General features: G+C 62.2%; 15 protein-coding genes. 8 read left to right on the top strand and 7 right to left on the bottom strand.

The features are described from left to right. Positions 1–111: 111 nt before the first annotated feature. Positions 112–606: an SgcJ/EcaC family oxidoreductase gene (locus tag ASE26_RS06570; RefSeq protein ID WP_057245801.1), complete on the top strand. Its 495-nt coding sequence runs from the start codon at positions 112–114 to the stop codon at positions 604–606. A 113-nt stretch (positions 607–719) separates the two neighbouring features. Continuing rightward, positions 720–2,183 carry a glucose-6-phosphate dehydrogenase gene (gene zwf, locus ASE26_RS06565; protein WP_055934666.1) on the top strand — a complete coding sequence of 488 codons (1,464 nt, stop codon included), beginning with the start codon at positions 720–722 and terminating at the stop codon, positions 2,181–2,183. On the opposite strand, the gene ASE26_RS06560 is transcribed toward zwf, so the two are convergent. Both ASE26_RS06560 and ASE26_RS06555 read right to left on the bottom strand, forming a co-directional pair. Further along, positions 2,167–2,922, bottom strand: coding sequence for a LytTR family DNA-binding domain-containing protein (locus tag ASE26_RS06560; protein WP_057245799.1), 756 nt, complete (start codon positions 2,920–2,922; stop codon positions 2,167–2,169). The genes zwf and ASE26_RS06560 overlap by 17 nt on opposite strands. After that, positions 2,919–4,037 carry a sensor histidine kinase gene (locus ASE26_RS06555; protein ID WP_162259161.1) on the bottom strand — a complete coding sequence of 373 codons (1,119 nt, stop codon included), beginning with the start codon at positions 4,035–4,037 and terminating at the stop codon, positions 2,919–2,921. The genes ASE26_RS06560 and ASE26_RS06555 overlap by 4 nt, the downstream gene beginning before the upstream one ends. A gap of 104 nt (positions 4,038–4,141) precedes the next feature. Here ASE26_RS06555 and ASE26_RS06550 point away from each other — a divergent pair, with 104 nt between their 5' ends. Further along, entirely contained in the window at positions 4,142–6,214 is a 2,073-nt protein-coding gene (locus ASE26_RS06550) for a TonB-dependent siderophore receptor (protein ID WP_055934660.1), read from the top strand. Positions 6,215–6,280: 66 nt separating this feature from the next. Then, a complete protein-coding gene (locus ASE26_RS06545; RefSeq protein ID WP_055934658.1) occupies positions 6,281–6,721 on the top strand; it encodes a thermonuclease family protein in 441 nt (146 codons plus the stop codon). Here ASE26_RS06545 and ASE26_RS06540 read toward each other — a convergent pair. Then, entirely contained in the window at positions 6,718–7,614 is an 897-nt protein-coding gene (locus ASE26_RS06540) for a LysR family transcriptional regulator (protein WP_055934656.1), read from the bottom strand. The two genes, ASE26_RS06545 and ASE26_RS06540, sit on opposite strands and share 4 nt — an antisense overlap. A gap of 116 nt (positions 7,615–7,730) precedes the next feature. On the opposite strand from ASE26_RS06540, the gene ASE26_RS06535 reads away from it, so the two are divergent. The 3 genes from ASE26_RS06535 (at position 7,731) to trxB (ending at position 9,967) form a co-directional block, all read left to right on the top strand. Continuing rightward, on the top strand, positions 7,731–8,249 hold the full coding sequence (locus ASE26_RS06535) for a hypothetical protein (RefSeq protein WP_055934654.1): 519 nt from the start codon (positions 7,731–7,733) through the stop codon (positions 8,247–8,249). A 67-nt stretch (positions 8,250–8,316) separates the two neighbouring features. Then, complete coding sequence (locus ASE26_RS06530; protein WP_200953838.1) at positions 8,317–8,949, top strand: glutathione S-transferase family protein; 633 nt, start codon at positions 8,317–8,319, stop codon at positions 8,947–8,949. Between the two features lie 70 nt (positions 8,950–9,019). After that, a complete protein-coding gene (gene trxB, locus ASE26_RS06525) occupies positions 9,020–9,967 on the top strand; it encodes a thioredoxin-disulfide reductase (RefSeq protein WP_057245796.1) in 948 nt (315 codons plus the stop codon). A 15-nt stretch (positions 9,968–9,982) separates the two neighbouring features. Here the strand turns inward: trxB and ASE26_RS06520 are convergent, their stop codons facing one another. Further along, positions 9,983–10,996 carry a glycosyl hydrolase 53 family protein gene (locus ASE26_RS06520; RefSeq protein ID WP_057245795.1) on the bottom strand — a complete coding sequence of 338 codons (1,014 nt, stop codon included), beginning with the start codon at positions 10,994–10,996 and terminating at the stop codon, positions 9,983–9,985. A 114-nt stretch (positions 10,997–11,110) separates the two neighbouring features. Between ASE26_RS06520 and ASE26_RS06515 the strand changes: the two genes are divergently transcribed. Continuing rightward, the gene (locus tag ASE26_RS06515; RefSeq protein ID WP_200960799.1) at positions 11,111–11,635 is read left to right on the top strand and encodes a DUF4256 domain-containing protein; all 525 of its coding nucleotides are present in this window, start codon (positions 11,111–11,113) and stop codon (positions 11,633–11,635) included. On the opposite strand, the gene ASE26_RS06510 is transcribed toward ASE26_RS06515, so the two are convergent. The 3 genes from ASE26_RS06510 to ASE26_RS06500 form a co-directional block, all read right to left on the bottom strand. Beyond that, complete coding sequence (locus tag ASE26_RS06510) at positions 11,632–14,493, bottom strand: response regulator (RefSeq protein ID WP_082591304.1); 2,862 nt, start codon at positions 14,491–14,493, stop codon at positions 11,632–11,634. The genes ASE26_RS06515 and ASE26_RS06510 overlap by 4 nt on opposite strands. A gap of 169 nt (positions 14,494–14,662) precedes the next feature. Beyond that, the gene (locus ASE26_RS06505) at positions 14,663–14,893 is read right to left on the bottom strand and encodes a hypothetical protein (protein ID WP_156398118.1); all 231 of its coding nucleotides are present in this window, start codon (positions 14,891–14,893) and stop codon (positions 14,663–14,665) included. 64 nt (positions 14,894–14,957) lie between these two features. Next, a complete protein-coding gene (locus ASE26_RS06500; protein ID WP_229208123.1) occupies positions 14,958–16,946 on the bottom strand; it encodes a site-specific recombinase in 1,989 nt (662 codons plus the stop codon). Positions 16,947–16,953: the final 7 nt, after the last annotated feature.

The following is a 16,953-nucleotide window of genomic DNA, read 5'->3' as shown; positions in this document are numbered from 1 at the left end:
TCGTGCCGATTATATGCCAGGCGGCATAGGCCGTCACCGCCGGCCGGCAGATTTTTGTTTTCGCAGGGGCTTGCATACTGGGTTCTCTTCAATCATCAAAAGGAAACCCATATGAAGTCCATGCTGTTTGTTGCCGCCTTGCTCGCTGGTCCGGTCGTGCACGCCGCTGAACCGGCTGCGTCGTATCAGGGTGTGGCGGCAGTTCCCGCTACGGCGGCTGAAAAGGAAATTGCGGGCTTGTTCGACAAGTGGAACGCGGCGCTTGCGACAGGCAAGACCAGCGAAGTCGTCAAACTGTACGCGGCCAATGGCATCCTGCAGCCAACCGTGTCCAACAGGATTCGCGCGACCCCGGCGGAGATTGGCGACTATTTCGACCACTTCCTGGCCTTGAAGCCGAAAGGCACGATCAACTATCGCCAGATCCGTGTGCTGGACGAGAACACTGCCCTTGATAGTGGCGCGTACACCTTCGACATCGTCAAGGACGGCAAGCCGGCCAAGGTAAGGGCGCGTTATACCTACGTCTATGAAAAGATCAATGGTGAGTGGAAGATCATGAATCATCATTCCTCGGCCATGCCGGAAGTCGCCAAGGAAAACTGAGCGCCGCTGGGGTAGTGGCGTCACCGGGCCATTTTTGCGGTTTCTGCCGCAAAATGAGAGTTTGGGTATTATTAGCGTTCCGACTTGCTACCGTGACTGAACTTTAGCTCGATATGACTTCTACTCCCCAATTCGATTCCAGCCTGCCACTCGACATGATCATCTTCGGCGGGGTCGGTGACCTCGCCATGCGCAAGCTGCTGCCGGCGCTGTATATGGCGCACCTGCACGGCAACCTGCCGCCTGGGACACGCATCATTTCCACGGGCCGCCAGGAATATGACCGCGCGGCTTACCTGGCCTTCGTCGAGGAGCATTCGCGCCCCTTTATCAGCGGCGAAAACTTTACGGATGAGGCCTGGCGCAGTTTCCAGCAGCTGCTGGAGTTCGTGCGCATCGATGTGGAAAAAGACGGCATGGCGCCGCTGGCAAAAGTCTCGCGCCCCGGTGCGGAGCGCGTGTTCTACCTGGCGACCGCGCCGTCGCTGTTTACCACCATTTGCGACAAACTGTCCGAAGCCAAGCTGGTCGACCGCAATGCGCGCGTGGTGCTCGAGAAACCACTCGGCCGCGACCTGGCGTCCGCGGTGGAGATCAATGAAGCAGTCGGCAGGCATTTCGAGGAATCGCAGATTTACCGTATCGACCACTACCTGGGCAAGGAGACCGTGCAAAACCTGATGGTGCTGCGCTTTGGTAACTCGATCCTGGAGCCCCTGTGGCGCGCGCCGAACATCACCAGCGTGCAGATTACGGTGGCCGAAGAAGTGGGCGTGGGCAGCCGCGCCGGTTTCTACGACAGCGCCGGTGCCATGCGCGACATGGTGCAGAACCACTTGCTGCAGCTGCTGTGCATCGTCGCAATGGAACCGCCGGCCTCGTTGGCGCCGGATGCGGTGCGCGACGAGAAGCTCAAGGTCCTGCGCTCGCTGCGCCGATTCAGCCTTGCCTCCATTGCGCGCGACACAGTGCGCGGCCAATACGTGCGCGGCGTGAGCGGCAACCAGGAAGTGCCTGGCTACCTGGAGGAGCGCAATGTACCGGAAGGCAGCAGTACCGAGACCTTCGTGGCAATGCGCGCTTATGTCGATACCTGGCGCTGGTCCAAAGTGCCGTTCTACCTGCGTACCGGCAAGCGCATGGCGCGCCGGTCGTCCAAGATCGTGATTGAGTTCGCGAATCCACCGTTCCCGTTGTTCCCGGAAACGCCGGGCGGCGTGGCCAACCGGCTGGTGATCGAACTGCAACCGGAAGAGGCGATCAAGCTCCAGCTCATGGCCAAGCAGCCCGGCAGCGGCATGCAAATGCAGCAGGTAGCGCTGAACCTGGACCTGCAGTCGGCATTCTCCCAGCGCAGGGCCGAGGCCTATGAGCGCCTGCTGATCGACGTGGTGCGTGGCCGCCTGACCCACTTCATGCGCCGCGACGAACTGGAAGCGGCTTGGGAATGGGCTGACCCGATCATCAATGGCTGGAGCGCACTGGCCGAGAAGCCGAATCCTTACGCGGCCGGGACCTGGGGCCCATCCGAGTCGTTCGCACTGCTGGCGCGCGATGGCTTCAGCTGGGTGGAGTAGGGCGCGCCAGGCGCGTCTTCACCGACGCGGCATAACGCTCGCTGACCGGCAGTTGCGCACCGCCGGCCAGCGTCAGTTCGTGGCTTCCTTCCTGGAGCTGGCGCATGGCCAGCATCTGGCTGCTACGCACGAGGATACGGCGGTGGATGCGAAGGAATTGCGCCGGGTCCAGGTAGCGTTCCAGCTCCGACAGGGTACTCCGATGCAGGAAGGTGCGCTGCGGCAGGTGCAGTTCGACATAGTTTCCGGCAGACTCAATCCATAGCACGTCCGACAGGTTGACGCGGTCTATCCTGCCAACTGAGCGCACGGCCAGCTCGGTCCAGTAGCCGGGCAATGGATCGACAAAGCCGCGCAGGGCTCGCGTATATGCGGCGCGCTGGTCGACCAGCCTGCCGGCGCGCTCGAGCGCTTGCTGCAGCCGGCGTTCGTCAACCGGTTTGACGATGTAGTCGAGGGCGTGGACGTCGAATGCTTCCAGTGCGTGACCCCGGTGGGCAGTTACAAATACGATTAACGGCGGCGATTCAAGGCGGCTTAGTTCAAGTGCGAAATCCAGTCCCGACTCCACGGGCATTTGCACGTCGAGCAGCACAATGTCCGCACTGCCTGATCCAAGGAAGGATCGTGCGGCCGCCGCACCGGCGCATTCCCCAGCAACTTCCCATCCCAAAGTGAACAGGGCAAGCCGGAGGTTGGTGCGGGCGTGGGCCTCATCATCTACGATGAGTGCTTTCATTGGCGACAGCTCCAGGGAAGTGACAGCTCCGCCACGAAGCGGTTGCCGACATGCCTGGTGGCCAGGGAGGCCGCGTCACCGTAGGCCAGTTGAAGGCGTGCCCGAATGCCGCGCAAGCCGATTCCCAGGCCAGCGGAAGGTGCGGGCTGCAGGCTGGCCGGGTTCGAAACCAGCATTTTGAGGTGCTCCCCATGCCGAACGAAAGCCACTTCGATATCGCTGGCGCCTTCATGGCATTCAAGATCGTGGCGCAAGGCATTCTCGACCAGTGGCTGCAGCAGCATCGGCGGGCAGTCGACGCCGTCATCGAGCAAATGCGCGCCCTCGATGCGTACCTGCAGTCGTTCGCCAAAGCGCAGGCGCTGCAGGTCCAGGTAATTGCTGACGAATTCAAGTTCCTTGGCGGCTTCCACCCAATCGTATTCGCTGCTGAGCAAAGCGTATTCCAGCAAGTCGCCGAGGCGGGACAAGCCGTCCAGCGCGAGCGCCTTGTCGTCCATGCGTACCATGGCGCCGATCGCGCTCAGCGTGTTGAAAATGAAGTGCGGTTCGAGTTGGCCGCGCAGCGCGGCGAGCCGCTGGCGCTCAAGCGATAGCAGGGCCTGGGCCAGTTGCCGGTCTTGCTGGCGCCGCTGGCGCCAAAGGAGGATCGCCACGACAACGCCAAAGGCCATCGTCAGCAGCACGTATTCGACGAACCACTCGAGTTTATCCATGGTGAGCACATAGTTCCACGCATTGCCAAGGGTCGGAGGGAGGTCGAATTTGAGGCAACGGCGCAAGGCCAGTCCAAGCATTGCGGTCGGCCAGCAAACTGCAAGGAAGGTGAGGTAGCCCATGCCGACGCGCCGCATGCTGGCGAGCCATGCGGGACGGAGGCGGTAGAACATGTACAGCAAATAGCTTTGCACCATCATCACCGAGTAGCCGAACCACCAGCCGGCTGTCATCAGCCAATAGCTGCGCGTGTCGCCGCTGTCGATGCGGTCGCTGTAGGTGGTGATGCCGGCCAGCGCGCATACCAGCGTCCACAGCGCGAAGTTGGCCAGCAAAGCGCGCAGCCAAGGCGGCATTGAAAGTAGTCGGTCCATGGCGCGGCAGTATATCAGCCGCATTTGGGCATTCGTCCCGGTGGGCCGGGTGTTCGTCACAATCCGCATCGCTTTATCGAAACTCTCGCGAACAATGCGCATCGTTCTTTCACCACATGAGCATTACGATGCGAATCCTGCTTTCCCTGTTTTTAGTTCCGCTTTGCGCCAGCGCCGACAACGACATGGCACGTGTTGAGGTCAAGGCGACCGGAACCTTGCAACAACGTCGCGACGACATTGCCGGTCGGATTGTCGTTTCACGCGAAGAGCTTTTGCGCTTCGGCGACCCGAGCCTGGCCGATACCCTGCGGCGCCAGCCTGGGGTGACGGTGAACGGGGGGCAGGTGCAGATGCGGGGATTGGGCGGCGGACGCACGCAATTCCTGCTGAATGGAGAGCCGGCACCGCCGGGTTTTTCGCCGGACAGCCTGGCGCCGGAGCTTGTCGAGCGCATTGAAATCCTGCGCAGTGCAAGTGCAGACAGCAGCACCCAGGGTATTGCGGGCAGCATCAACATCGTTTTGCGCCGAAGTGCAGGGCGTGCCAAGTCGCAGGCCACGCTGGCCGGCAACGAGTCGGGCGCCGGCTGGTCACCGGAAGCGTCGTTTGACCTGTCGCGCCCTGGTGACGACTATTCCGGCAACGTGACGATACAGGCCGCACGCGGAAAGAGTGCAGCAGACGCTAGCATCGCTGAGCGTACATTGTCGGCCAGGCGCCTCACGTCGGAGCAGAACTTTTCTGCCACCGAACGCGTGGGACTGGTCCCGCGCCTGAACTGGAAATTCGACGGTGGAACGAAAGTGGCCTGGCAAGGACTGCTCGACCATGCGCGCAGCCGCAACCGTGGCGCTGCCCGGGAAGCCGCCTTGATCGGCGATTCGAGCGATTTTCCAACGAGTACCTACAGCGCAGATGCCCGCACGGACATGGCCCGCAGCGACATGGAGGCCAGCCATCGCCTCGGGGAAGCAGGCCGCATCGACTGGAAAGCCGGACTGGCGCGTAACCGGCGCAAGAGCGACTATATTTTCAATGGAGGGAATGCGGCGGGGGATGCGCTCCGGCTGCGCCACGTCGTCGCAAGCGCAGCGGACGATGGCGCCAGCAGCAGCGGCAAGCTGCGCCTGGGCGGTAGCGGCAGGCACGTGTTGGCAGCGGGCTGGGACGGCTCGGCGGCACGGCGCGCGGAATGGCGGCGCCAGGAAGATTCCAGTGCGGCAGGCGAACCGCTTGGCGGGCTTGACCAGCGCTACATCGCCCGTGTGCGGCGATTGGCCATGTTCGCGCAAGACGAATGGACGGTATCGAATGGGCTCGATGCATACCTCGGCCTGCGCTGGGAAAGCCTGCGCACCCTGACCAATGGACGTGACCTGGCGGACGTCAGCAGCACGTCCAGCGTCTTGAGTCCGGTGGCCCATCTGCTGTGGCGCCTGCCCGGGTCGCGCGACCAATTGCGGCTTGGCCTCGCACGCAGCTACAAGGCGCCCAATACGCGCGACCTGGTGCCGCGCCGTTTTACTGTCAACAATGGCAACGGTCCGGCAAATCCCGACGTGCAGGGCAACCCGGGCTTGCGCCCGGAACTGGCGTGGGGCATCGATGCCGCTTACGAAAGCTATTTCGGCAAGGAGAGCATGGTTAGCCTGGCGGCCTATCATCGTCGCATTAGCAGCGTTATCCAGCCGGTGCTGTTCCAGGACAAGGGTAAATGGGTGGCTTCGCCAGGCAATATCGGCGGCGCCATTACCCAGGGACTGGAGTTTGACGCGCGCATGGCGCTGGGCGAGGGGACCAGGGCGCGGCTGGGAGTGACGCGCAATTGGTCGCATGTGGATTCGGTGCCGGCGCCGGGCAACCGGCTTGGCGAGCAAGTGCCGCTGACAATCAATGGGGGCCTCGATTTCCGCTTTGGCGCGCAAGCGACGGCAGGCTTCAACTGGAACCTGCAGAAGGGCAGCCTGGCACATGCATCGGTCTCGCAATGGAGCGGGCGGAATACCGAACGCCGGCTGGACCTGCACGCCACCTGGCGATTGCGGCCGGGCCTGGCCTTGCGCGCCACCGCAAGTAATGCACTGGGGCCTGATACGCGCAATACACAGATTTTCGAGGACGGCCGCCAGGATGCCTTGCGAGAGGTGACGGGAAGTGGGCAGCGCACGTTCAAGCTTGCAGCGGAAGTCGCGCTGTGACGATACAATTGCGGCCGTCCCAACAAGTGGAGTAAGGAAATTAAGAAGCTTGCACTGATCTTTGCAATGATATGCAATCAATCTTACGCAGACACGGTCATCGGCGTTTCCGATGGCGATACGCTGACTGTGCTGAGCAAAGGCCGGCCGGTAAAAGTCCGCCTTGCGAATATCGACGCGCCTGAGAAAAAGCAGCCTTTCGGCGCGCGCTCGAAGCAGTCGTTGTCGGACCTGTGCTTTGGCCGCGACGCGACCCTCGGCTCGGGGAAACAGGATCGCTACGGCCGCACGGTCGCCGTGGTCCATTGCGGTGATGTCAACGCCAACGTGGCGCAGGTCCGTAAAGGAATGGCCTGGGTCTACCCGCAATACAACCATGACCCGTCGCTGCCTGCAGTTGAAGCGTCGGCGCGCAATTCCCGGGTCGGTTTATGGTCGGAGCGCGACCCGCTCGAACCCTGGCTGTTCCGCAAGGAGCGCAAGGCGCGCAGCAGCTACCTGAACTAAGGGCTTCGGCCTTCAAACAGGTCTTTCATCTCGCGCAGGCCGGCGGTCAGGCATTCGACCGTCGCCGAAATCTTCGGCACGCCGCGCAGCTGGCGCGGCGTGAGCAGCCACAACTGCGAGCGGAAGTCCGTCAACAGCGGCGAAACGCGGCGCAAACGCGGGTTGGCATCGCCCAGGTGGCAAGGCAATATGCCGACGCCCAGTCCCTCTTCCAGCAGCCCGGAAACAGCCAGGGTGCTGGAGCAGCGCACCGCCGCGCGCCGCATCAGGCCTTCCGCTTCAAGCCATTTCGATGAAGCCAGGTGTCCCAGCGATTCATCGACGGTGACCCACGTCTGCTCGTGCAAGTTTTCTTCGGACACATTCGGCCAGTCCACGGGGGCGTAAATAGCCACCTCGATATTGCAGATCACACGGCCGATCAGGTCTCCCTCCGGTTCACCGCCGGAGCGCAAGGCGATATCAGCTTCGCGCTGGCGCACGTTTGCCAGGTTTTCACCGATTTGCAGGTTGATCGTAGTGTCGGGCAGCTCGCGCCGGCAGCGCGTCAGCAGCGGCGGCACGATGCGGGGCATGAGCACCTCGGTCGTGGCCAGGGTCAGGCGGCCGGCGGTACCCAGCCCGGCGTCCCGTTCCAGGTCGCGCAGGCGCTGGTCGAATTCTTCTGCGAGCGCCAGTAGCTCCGTCGCGGCTGCCGTCGGCTGGTATCCCTGGCGGCTGCGCTCGAACAAGGTGGCGCCGATCCCCGCCTCGATATCGCGGATGCGGCGGAACAGGGTCGGATGGCTGGAACCCAGGGCTTCGGCGGCTTTGGACAGGGAGCCGTGGCGGGCAACGGCAAGAATGACCTGGTAATCGTTCCAGGCGAGTCGGCTGGTCAGGAATTTGCTCATTGCCGCATTCTAACGCGTTGTTCATTTTTGAAAGCACGTTGTTCATCTGATGGCTGTCGCTCGGAGGCTCCGGTGGCGACAATGGCTGCATCCAACCACACATCAAAGGAAAGAAAATGATTCGCAAGCTCCTGATTGCCGTTGCCATGCTGATCGCCGCCGCCGCGCACGGGGCTGAAAATGCGGCTTGCAGCGCTCCTGAATTCAAGCAGTTCGATTACTGGGTCGGCAACTGGGAGGCGTTCGACCGGGACGGCAAGCTGCTCGGCCACACGCTGATCGAGAAAATCGAGCAGGGCTGCGTGTTGCAGGAGTGGTGGCGCGGTAATGGCGCGGAAAATGGCGCGGGCACCAGCCTCAGCATGTATGACCGCAAGCACAAGCTGTGGCGCCATGTCTGGACCAGCGCGCGCGGCAATTTCGCGCCGATCGATGGCGGCTGGCAGGGCGACCGCATGCTCATGACCGGCTACTTCATCAACGACAAGGGCGAGCGGGAATTCCATCGCACGGTATGGAAGCCAACTGCTGGCGGCGTGCACCACGTGTGGGATTCCACCACCGACGGTGGCGCGACCTGGACGGTCCTGCACGAAGCATGGCTGCGCCGTACCGACAAAGTGCTGGTGAAGTAGGGCGCCTGCAGCCGCCGGCAAACTGCATTACTATTGTCCGCCTGACTACATCCAACTCAAAAGGACCATGATGGCGGAATTCAAATTGCACTGCTTTGCTGCTTCCGGCAACTCGTACAAGGTTGCGCTGTTCCTGGCATTGGCCAAGGCGGACTGGGAACCCGTAGTAGTGGACTACTTCGGCGGCGAGACGCGCAGCGAAAGCTGGCGTGAAAACCTGAATGAAATGGGCGAGATCCCGGTACTCGAGCACAAGGGCCTGAAGATTTGCCAGTCCGGCGTGATCCTTGACTACCTGGCCGAGGTGACCGGCCAGTTCGGCCCCCGGAATGACGATGAAAAGCGCGACATCTGGAGCTGGATACTGTTCGACAACCACAAGTTCACCAGCTATTACGCCACTTTGCGCTTCATGGTTGGCCTGCAGAAGACTGGCGAAACGCCGGTCACGCAGTTCCTGCGCGAGCGCGCGATTGGCGCCTACCGGATCGTCGACAAGCACCTGGCTGGGGCCAGCTACCTGGTCGGCGACCGATTGACCATCGCGGATTTGTCGCTGATCGGCTATGTCTACATGCCGGAAGAAACCGGGATCGACATGAGCGAATTTCCCAATATCGCGGCCTGGAAGGCACGCATCAGCGATCTTCCCGGCTGGCGCCACCCGCATGACCTGATGCCGGGAAAAAAAGCGTTCTGATTCATTCCAATGAACTTTTTGCAGGCATGCCGGTATTTACTCAGTATTGCGCTTATTTGAGGATTCCGACATGCCACAACACTCCCGCCTGCTCATTCTTGGTTCCGGCCCTGCCGGTTACACCGCCGCCGTCTACGCTGCCCGCGCCAACCTGCAGCCGACGTTGGTTACAGGGCTGGAGCAGGGCGGCCAGTTGATGACCACAACCGATGTGGAAAACTGGCCGGCCGACCCGCTCGGCGTCCAGGGCCCGCACTTGATGCAGCGTTTCCGGGACCATGCGGAACGCTTTGGTACCCGGTTCATATTCGACCATGTCCACACCGCCCATCTCCAAGAGCGCCCGATCCGGCTGGTTGGCGATGCCGGCGAATATACCTGCGATGCCTTGATCATCGCCACCGGCGCCTCGGCCCAGTACCTGGGGCTTCCATCGGAGCAGGCGTTCATGGGGCGCGGCGTTTCGGCTTGTGCTACTTGCGACGGCTTCTTTTACCGCGGCCGCGAAGTGCTGGTGGTTGGCGGCGGCAATACCGCGGTGGAGGAGGCGCTTTACCTCTCCAATATCGCTGCGCGGGTAACGCTGGTCCACAGGCGCGACCGGTTCCGCGCCGAGCCTATCCTGGTCGATCGTTTGATGTCGAAGGCTGCCGAAGGAAGGGTGGCCCTGAAACTCAACGCGGCACTGCACGAAGTCCGCGGGGACGATGCCGGTGTCACCGGCGCGGTCCTGGAGCATGCCGGGGGCGAACTGGAAGAATTGGCGGTACACGGCGTCTTCATCGCGATCGGACACAAACCGAATACAGGCATATTCCAGGGCCAGCTGGCCATGCGTGACGGCTACATCAAGACCATGTCCGGCTTGGATGGCATGGCAACCGTGACTTCGATCGACGGAGTGTTTGCTGCGGGTGACGTGCAGGATCACATCTACAGGCAAGCGATTACCAGCGCCGGGACCGGCTGCATGGCTGCGCTGGATGCGCAGCGCTACCTGGAGCAGTTTGCCAAATAAGCCGGGCCGGCTTGATCATTCCGCGAGGAAGGCTTTCATGGCCCTGGTCGGCTTGCCGTCATCGCCCCAGGCGCTGAGCGGGTATTGGCTCCAGTTGCGCGCACCCAGTGGTTCCCAATAGATGACGCCCAAGCCCTTCTGGCCGGGCACCGCCTTGACTTTGCGTTGCACTGCGACCAGCATGTCGTAGGTGTTTTGCGCGCGAGTGTCTTCGCCGCCTGTTTCAACCACCATGACTTCCTTGCCGTAGCGCGCTGCCATGTCGTTCATGTTGCGGGCAAGGGCGTCGATCGACTTTTTGTAATCTGGTTTGCCGGGCAGCCAGTAAGGGTAATACGACATGCCGATCACGTCGTAGCGTGCGCCGTTGGCCTTTGCGTTGTCGAACCAGGTACGGAAACGCTTGCTGTCGTTGCCGCGGTCAAGATGCAGGATTACTTTGGATGAAGGACTGACGGCCTTGATGGCGTCATGGCCCCTGTTGATCAACTGCGCCAGTTGCGGCCAGTTCCTGGTGCTGCCTTCCGGGTACAACATGCCGCCCGGCGTCTCATTCCCGACCTGGACCCACTCCGGCGTGACGCCCGCCGCCTTGAGGGCGCTCATCACGTCATGGGTGTAGCTGTAGACGTCTTGCAGCAGGCGAGGGAAGTCGTGGCCCTCCCAGGCGGCGGGCTTCTTCTGCTTCGACGGGTCGGCCCAGCTATCGCTGTAGTGGAAGTTGATCATTATCCGCATGCCCATCTCCTGCGCACGAACGGCCATGGCGACAGTTTCCTCCTTGCTGTTGTGGCCATTGGTCCGGTCGTCCGAGGGCTTCAACCAGGTGCGCAGGCGTACGGTATTGATACCGTTGTCCTTCAGGACCTGCAGCGCATCTTCCTGCCTGCCCTGGTCGTTGTAGAACTTGTAGCCGGTGGCCTCCATTTGCTGCAACCAGCCGATGTCGGCTCCTTTTGCGAACTGCTGGGCCAAGGCGGGCGTCGTGGTTGCAACAAGCAAGGCGAACAGCACTCCCAACTTCTTCATTTCATCTCCCTGTGGTCATTTGGGCACGATGCTAGCGCAAGGATTTCGCCTGCAGGTATACGGAAAGTCGTGCGGCCCATGAATTTTTTCGCGAAGACTGATAGGATTTGCAGGATGAAGATCGACATCCTCGAACAACGCTTTCTCAAGCACTTGGCCCGGCATGAAGGACTGGCGTGGAGCGCCGTGCGTGCGCGCCTGGATGCAAATCCCGGCAAGCTTCGCGTGCTTGAGGAAATGGAACATACCGGCGGCGAACCGGACGTTGTCGGAGTTGATCCCGCAAGCGGAGAGCTTGTCTTCTGCGACTGCTCGCCTGAAAGCCCGGCAGGACGCCGCAGCCTGTGTTTCGACAGGGCCGCGCTGGATGGGCGCAAGGAGAACAAGCCATCCGGCAGCGCACTGGAGGTGGCGCAGGCCATGGGCGTCAGCCTGCTCACGGAGGCCGAGTATCGCCACCTGCAGACGCTGGGTGAGTTCGACCGCAAGACGTCGAGCTGGGTGCAGACGCCGGCCGATATCCGCAAGCAGGGCGGCGCCTTGTTCTGCGACCGCCGCTATGGCCACGTCTTCCTGTACCACAACGGCGCCGAGTCCTATTACGCGGCGCGCGGCTTCCGGGGGATTGTGCGCGTTTAAGGCGGCAGGTAGGCTTCCAGTGTCTGAATCATCTCGTCGATATCGAGCGGCTTGGGAATGAAATCGTCCATCCCGGCCGCCAGGCAATCGGCGCGCTCGGACTCCATCACGCCGGCAGTCATCGCCACGATAGGCAGCTTCAGGCCCAGTTCCTGGCGGATGATGCGGGTCGCGGTATAGCCGTCCATGACCGGCATCTGCACATCCATCAGGACCATGCGGTAGGCTTCGGGTGCGGCGCGCAGCATGCGCACGGCCTCTTCGCCATTGTTGGCAACCTCGATGGTTGCGCCGGCGCGCTCCAGGATGCCGACAGCGACCAGCTGGTTCATGGCGTTGTCTTCCACCAGCAGCAGGTGGCCGCTGATGCGCTGGGCGGGCGGCGCGTCGGGCAGCACTTCGCGGGTGTCGGACTTGTCCAGCATTTCATGTACGGTGTCGAACAGGGTGGAGGCTGTTATCGGCTTGGTGACCAGTCCCTCCCGATCGGCGTCTTCTTCCAGCATCTTGCTGCGTTCATAGGCGCTGACCATGAGTATCACGGGGGCCACGGCCTCTTGCGCTTGGCGCAGTGAGTCGATATAGCGCTGGTCCTCGGCAGGCATGCTCCAGTCGGCGAGGATCACGTCATAGGCCAGGGCGCGCTGGCCGGCAAGGGCCAGCATCTTTTCCGCCTCCGCGCCGGAAGAGGCCACATCAACGCCCCAGCCCCAGGCTTGCAGCGTCTTGGAAAGGTAGACGCGGCTGGTGAAATGGTCGTCGACCACCAGCACGCGCAAGGGCCGCGAGCCGGCACCGGCTGGCGCTTGTTGCTGTGCGGCCGGCACGGTGCCGAACGGCAGGGTAACGGTAAAGGTGCTGCCCTCGCCGGGACTGCTGTCGAGGGCAATACTGCCGCCTTGCAGTTCGACCAGGCGCTGGCAGATCACCAGCCCAAGCCCGGTGCCGCCGTACTTGCGGGTGACGGATTCGTCGGCCTGGGAAAAGGGCGCGAACAGGTTGAGCTTCTGTTCCAGTGAAATACCGATGCCGGTGTCGCGCACGATGAAGCGCATGACGCTGTGCTGTGCGTCGCACTCTGCGCATTCGACCTTGAGGCTGACTTCACCGCGTGCGGTGAATTTGATGGCGTTGCTGGTCAGGTTGACCAGGACCTGCTGCAGTCGCAGCGGGTCGCCTACCAGTTGGCGCGGAACGTCCGGCTCGACGCCGATCGCCAGTTCCAGTTCCTTCTCGCCCGCATTGACGCTCATGATGGTGGACACGGAATGCAGTACTGAATCGAGTTCGAAGCGGGTGGCGTTGAGCTGGATCTTTCCCGCTTCGATCTTGGAAAAATCGAGGATGTCGTTCAGCAGTGCCAGCAAGGACTGCCCCGAGGTACGCAGCATGGTCAGGTAGCGCCGCTGCTCCAGCGACAGCGGCGTGGTGGTCATCAGGTGCGCCATCCCCAGTACGGCGTTCATCGGCGTGCGCAATTCGTGGCTCATGTTGGCGAGGAAGGAGCTCTTCGCGGCATTGGCCGCCTGCGCTTCCCTGACGGCATCGCGCAGGGCCGCTTGCGACTTTTTCAGCTCGGTCACGTCGCGCAGCACGCCCACAAAGCGGTACCGTCCTTCATCGATGACGGCGCTGATGGTCAATTCAACGGTGAACTGGCTGCCATCCTTGCGCAGGGCTGGCAGTTCGACCGCGCCTTTGCCGATGACGTGCGGCGCGCCGCCTGACAGGAAGCGTTGCATGCCATGCTGGTGCGCGGCGCGCATGGATTCCGGCATCAGCACCTGGATGCCGTCCCCTATCACCTCTTCCGCGGTATAGCCGAATATCTGGCTGGCTGCGCGGTTGAAGGTCTCGATCTGGCCTTCTTCGTTGATGGTAATGATGCCCTCGCCAACGCTGTCGACCACGGTACTGATGCGCAGGTTGGCGTCCTCGAGCTGGTCGGTGCGTTCGTGGATCAAGCCTTCGAGCTGGCGGATTTTTCCGCTGATGAACCACGCCAGGCCGAAGCCGGCCAGCAGCAATGCCAGCACGATCCAGGTAAGCCAGGTGACGGATGCCAGCAACTCCTGCAGTATGGTGGCGCGCGGCACGCCCACGGCAACCGCCCAACCGGTGCGGCTGGAGCGCGTGAAAATCGTATAGACCGGAATGCCTTCCAGGGTGATGGATTCGAATACGTCTTCATCAACCTCGGACAGCCGTTTGACCAGGCTGTCGGAAGCGGGCTTGCCGACAAAGCGTTCCGCTTCATGGGTGCGGGCGATGATCACGCCTTCGCGGTCCAGGATGGCGATGACGCGGTCTTTGTGCAGGGTCTCCGAGTTGAGAACGCGCCGGAGATGGGCCGGCTGGTAGCCGACCGAGAGGCAATACACGACCTGGCCGCCCCGTATGACGGGTACGTGGACGGCGACCAGCGGCTTGCCGGTGACGCCACCGATAAAGACATCCGATACCAGCACCTTTCCCGTTTCGAACACGCGCTGGATGCGTTCCCGGCTGCCGGGATCGGGTATCGGTTCGCCGAACGGGCGCAAGGTATTCAGCAGCTGGAGCGAATCGCGTGTGCTGAGGACGATATTCGAGCCCGGAAAACCGGCATTGACGATGCTGACGGCCTTGCGGTGGAAACCAGCCAGGTCGCCATGGTCAAGCTCCGCCGACATGGCCAGCGCGCGTGCCGCGACGATGCCGAGATCGAGGTCGCGGTCGACCGCCCGCATCATCGAACGGGCCACGAACAGGGAGTCGCGCTCAACCTGGGCGCGCTCGCGGGCATAGAAGTGCTGGATCAGCAGGCCGAAGCCGAGGGTCGCTGGCAAGGTGCATGCCAGCACGAGTGCGAACAGCATGCGGCGCAGGGTGGGCCGCCTTGATTGCCGGGTTCGGGCCAAGTCGCATCTTCCTTCAGATGGGCATTTGTAAATTGGTCATGCCATTGTACAGTCGAAGGCGGCGAACGCGCGCAGGATGCACGACCGTGCGCTGCACGTTTTGGCCCAAGCTGGCGCCGCCGTTGGGCTAACTGTGGCTGCGCCATGCCAGGATGTACTCCTCGGCCAGCGAGTGGCCCTCGATCATGGCTGAGCGGGCGTTTGAAAATGGTGGAGTCGTTTGTTGCTCCACCCGGTCCCGCCATGTCAGGTGCGCCCGGTATCCCGTTTCGTCGTGGATTATCGAAACTGTGTAAGTGAGACCATCCACTGAAGCCGTACTGTCGGCTTCCAGATCGCCAGGGATGAGTTCATTCATCTGGTCGTCCCCCATTAAGCAAGCCGTTCTACTTTACGCCAACCGGGCAGGAAGCGGCGCCAATTCAATTCGTCTCCACCTCGCGCGGCGGCAGGAAGAAACTGCGCGGCGACAGCCGGAAACGCTGCCATACCAGGCCGGCCAGGGCTTGGCCGCGGCCGAAACTGACGCGCCGCGAGCGCAGCGCAACCATTAGCGCCAGGGCGAAGCTTACCGCCAGGTTGGTCAGTGCGATCAGCGCAATGCCCGACAGCGATAACAGCCATTGCTCCGTGGTGAGCTGGTAGTCCAGTCCAACCAGCGCGAAGGCGAAATTGGCGCTGGAGAAGGTGACATGGCGGATATCGATCGGCAGTCCCAGGACATAGCCGATGGTGCCGATCGTACCCAGCATGATGCCGAAGAAGAAATTGCCGGCGAGGGCGCCGAGGTTGCGGCCGACGTAGTCGGTGACGCGCGCCAGGCGTTTTTCGCCGAGCAGGCAACGCAGCCAGCGCAGCTGACGCAAGCGCGCAGCAATGTCGTTATAGGCCGCCTTGTTGTCGTAGTAGCCCGAAATCAGTCCTGCCAGGAACAGGCACACGCCGGCGACGGCGGCATGCGGCAAGGCCAGGCTATGCAGCGGGTCGATATCGTGCAGCAGGTGTTGTGCCTTTTCCGCGCCAGCCAGGTGCTGGCCGAAAGCGGCCTGCCAAGCCACTGCAATGATGAAGGCCGTAGGCATGGCCAGTGCCACGTTGCCGACGATTGCCACGAACTGCGAGCGCAGCACCTTGACTACCAGCTCCGCCAGTTCATCCAGTTTTTTCTGGCCCTGGTCGATGGCGGCGGCAATGCGTGCCGCGGTCATTGCCGGCTGCTTGGTGGCCACGGTGAAGTGCAGTACGTGGATCAGCATGAAGCCGAGCGAGTAGTTCAGGCTGTACAGGGCAGCATAGCCGACAGGGGCAAGCAGCATACGCCCCATCAGCACCTTGAGCGTAGCCATGAAACCGACGATGAAGCCGGCGCCGGCAGCGGAGCGCATCATGGACAGCCATTCGGCGCGCGTGCTGGCGACGTAATGCTCGCCTGAACGGCCGGCATGTTCCGTTACCTGCAATGCCAACAGTTCGGTGTTGGTCTGGAACAGGTCGGTGAGGCGCAATTTACGGTTGTCGGCCTCCACCAGTTGCTGGAACAGGCCGAGCGCAGCAGGCAGCGCCTCCTGCAGGGAAGGGGCTTCCAGCAGGTCGAGCAGGATGCGCAAGCGGTCGATGCTTTGCGTCAGGCGCAACAGCAGGCGGGTCAGGCTGACCGATACCCCTTGCACGGATGCCGCCTTGCGTACGCGCCCGATAATCTCCTCACACTGGCTGAGGAGTACGTCAAGATGGCGCGCGTCAGGGACTTCCACCTGGGCGTCGACCAGGCGCGCGCGCCACGCTTCCGTCAACTGCACCACTTCGGCATTCTGGCGCAGGAAGGGCGATTCGAAACGTTCGATGTCCGGATGGACCCGCACCAGTTCCGGCTCCAGTCCTATCGCACTGATGCGATAGGACAGCACTTGCACTGCCTCCAGTAGTTCGCCCAGCACCTGGCTTTGCAGCCACCCTTGCGCGGGCAAGTCGAGCGCCTGCAGCAGGTCCAGCCAGGTCGAAGGCTCGACGCCGTTGATCCAGATGTAATCGTCCTGGCGATCGAAGATTTGCCCGAAGACGTCCTTCAGGTATTCGTCATTGACGGTTGGCGGCAGCCATTTGTGGTTCAGCCGGCGCCATAGCTCGCCGAAGAACCCCTGGTTTTGCAGGACTCCGGTATCGGTGAGCAGGTGCACCAGTTTGCGCTGGCCAATGATTTCGGCGAGATACTCCCGCAGGCCCCGTGCCCATTCAGGCTGGGTGGAAAGAAGGTGCGCGAGGGCGCGCAGACGGTTGGTGGCCTGTTGCAGGTCGCTGGCATGCGCGGGACGCAGGGTGCCAACCAATTCCTGCAGCAGGGACGTATCGCGCGAGGAGGCCGTAGCCTGGATGCGCGCCAGTATGCTGTCCATCATCATTTGCGAAAGCATACTGGCG

It is taken from the genome of Duganella sp. Root198D2, from assembly GCF_001428585.1.
Classification (GTDB): domain Bacteria; phylum Pseudomonadota; class Gammaproteobacteria; order Burkholderiales; family Burkholderiaceae_D; genus Rugamonas.
Note: the sequence above shows the minus strand (reverse complement) of the source record. Positions and strands in the feature narration are given on the sequence as shown.

Bases quoted from the DNA above. Each gene is read 5' to 3' on its own strand.
- ASE26_RS06500 (WP_229208123.1), bottom strand. From the start codon at position 16,946: ATGCTTTCGCAAATGATGATGGACAGCATACTGGCGCGCATCCAGGCT.
- ASE26_RS06570 (WP_057245801.1), top strand. From the start codon at position 112: ATGAAGTCCATGCTGTTTGTTGCCGCCTTGCTCGCTGGTCCGGTCGTG.
- ASE26_RS06550 (WP_055934660.1), top strand. From the start codon at position 4,142: ATGCGAATCCTGCTTTCCCTGTTTTTAGTTCCGCTTTGCGCCAGCGCC.
- ASE26_RS06510 (WP_082591304.1), bottom strand. From the start codon at position 14,493: ATGCTGTTCGCACTCGTGCTGGCATGCACCTTGCCAGCGACCCTCGGC.
- ASE26_RS06540 (WP_055934656.1), bottom strand. From the start codon at position 7,614: ATGAGCAAATTCCTGACCAGCCGACTCGCCTGGAACGATTACCAGGTC.
- ASE26_RS06545 (WP_055934658.1), top strand. From the start codon at position 6,281: ATGATATGCAATCAATCTTACGCAGACACGGTCATCGGCGTTTCCGAT.
- ASE26_RS06535 (WP_055934654.1), top strand. From the start codon at position 7,731: ATGATTCGCAAGCTCCTGATTGCCGTTGCCATGCTGATCGCCGCCGCC.
- ASE26_RS06505 (WP_156398118.1), bottom strand. From the start codon at position 14,893: ATGAATGAACTCATCCCTGGCGATCTGGAAGCCGACAGTACGGCTTCA.
- ASE26_RS06555 (WP_162259161.1), bottom strand. From the start codon at position 4,037: ATGCGGCTGATATACTGCCGCGCCATGGACCGACTACTTTCAATGCCG.
- ASE26_RS06530 (WP_200953838.1), top strand. From the start codon at position 8,317: ATGATGGCGGAATTCAAATTGCACTGCTTTGCTGCTTCCGGCAACTCG.
- zwf (WP_055934666.1), top strand. From the start codon at position 720: ATGACTTCTACTCCCCAATTCGATTCCAGCCTGCCACTCGACATGATC.
- trxB (WP_057245796.1), top strand. From the start codon at position 9,020: ATGCCACAACACTCCCGCCTGCTCATTCTTGGTTCCGGCCCTGCCGGT.
- ASE26_RS06520 (WP_057245795.1), bottom strand. From the start codon at position 10,996: ATGAAGAAGTTGGGAGTGCTGTTCGCCTTGCTTGTTGCAACCACGACG.
- ASE26_RS06515 (WP_200960799.1), top strand. From the start codon at position 11,111: ATGAAGATCGACATCCTCGAACAACGCTTTCTCAAGCACTTGGCCCGG.
- ASE26_RS06560 (WP_057245799.1), bottom strand. From the start codon at position 2,922: ATGAAAGCACTCATCGTAGATGATGAGGCCCACGCCCGCACCAACCTC.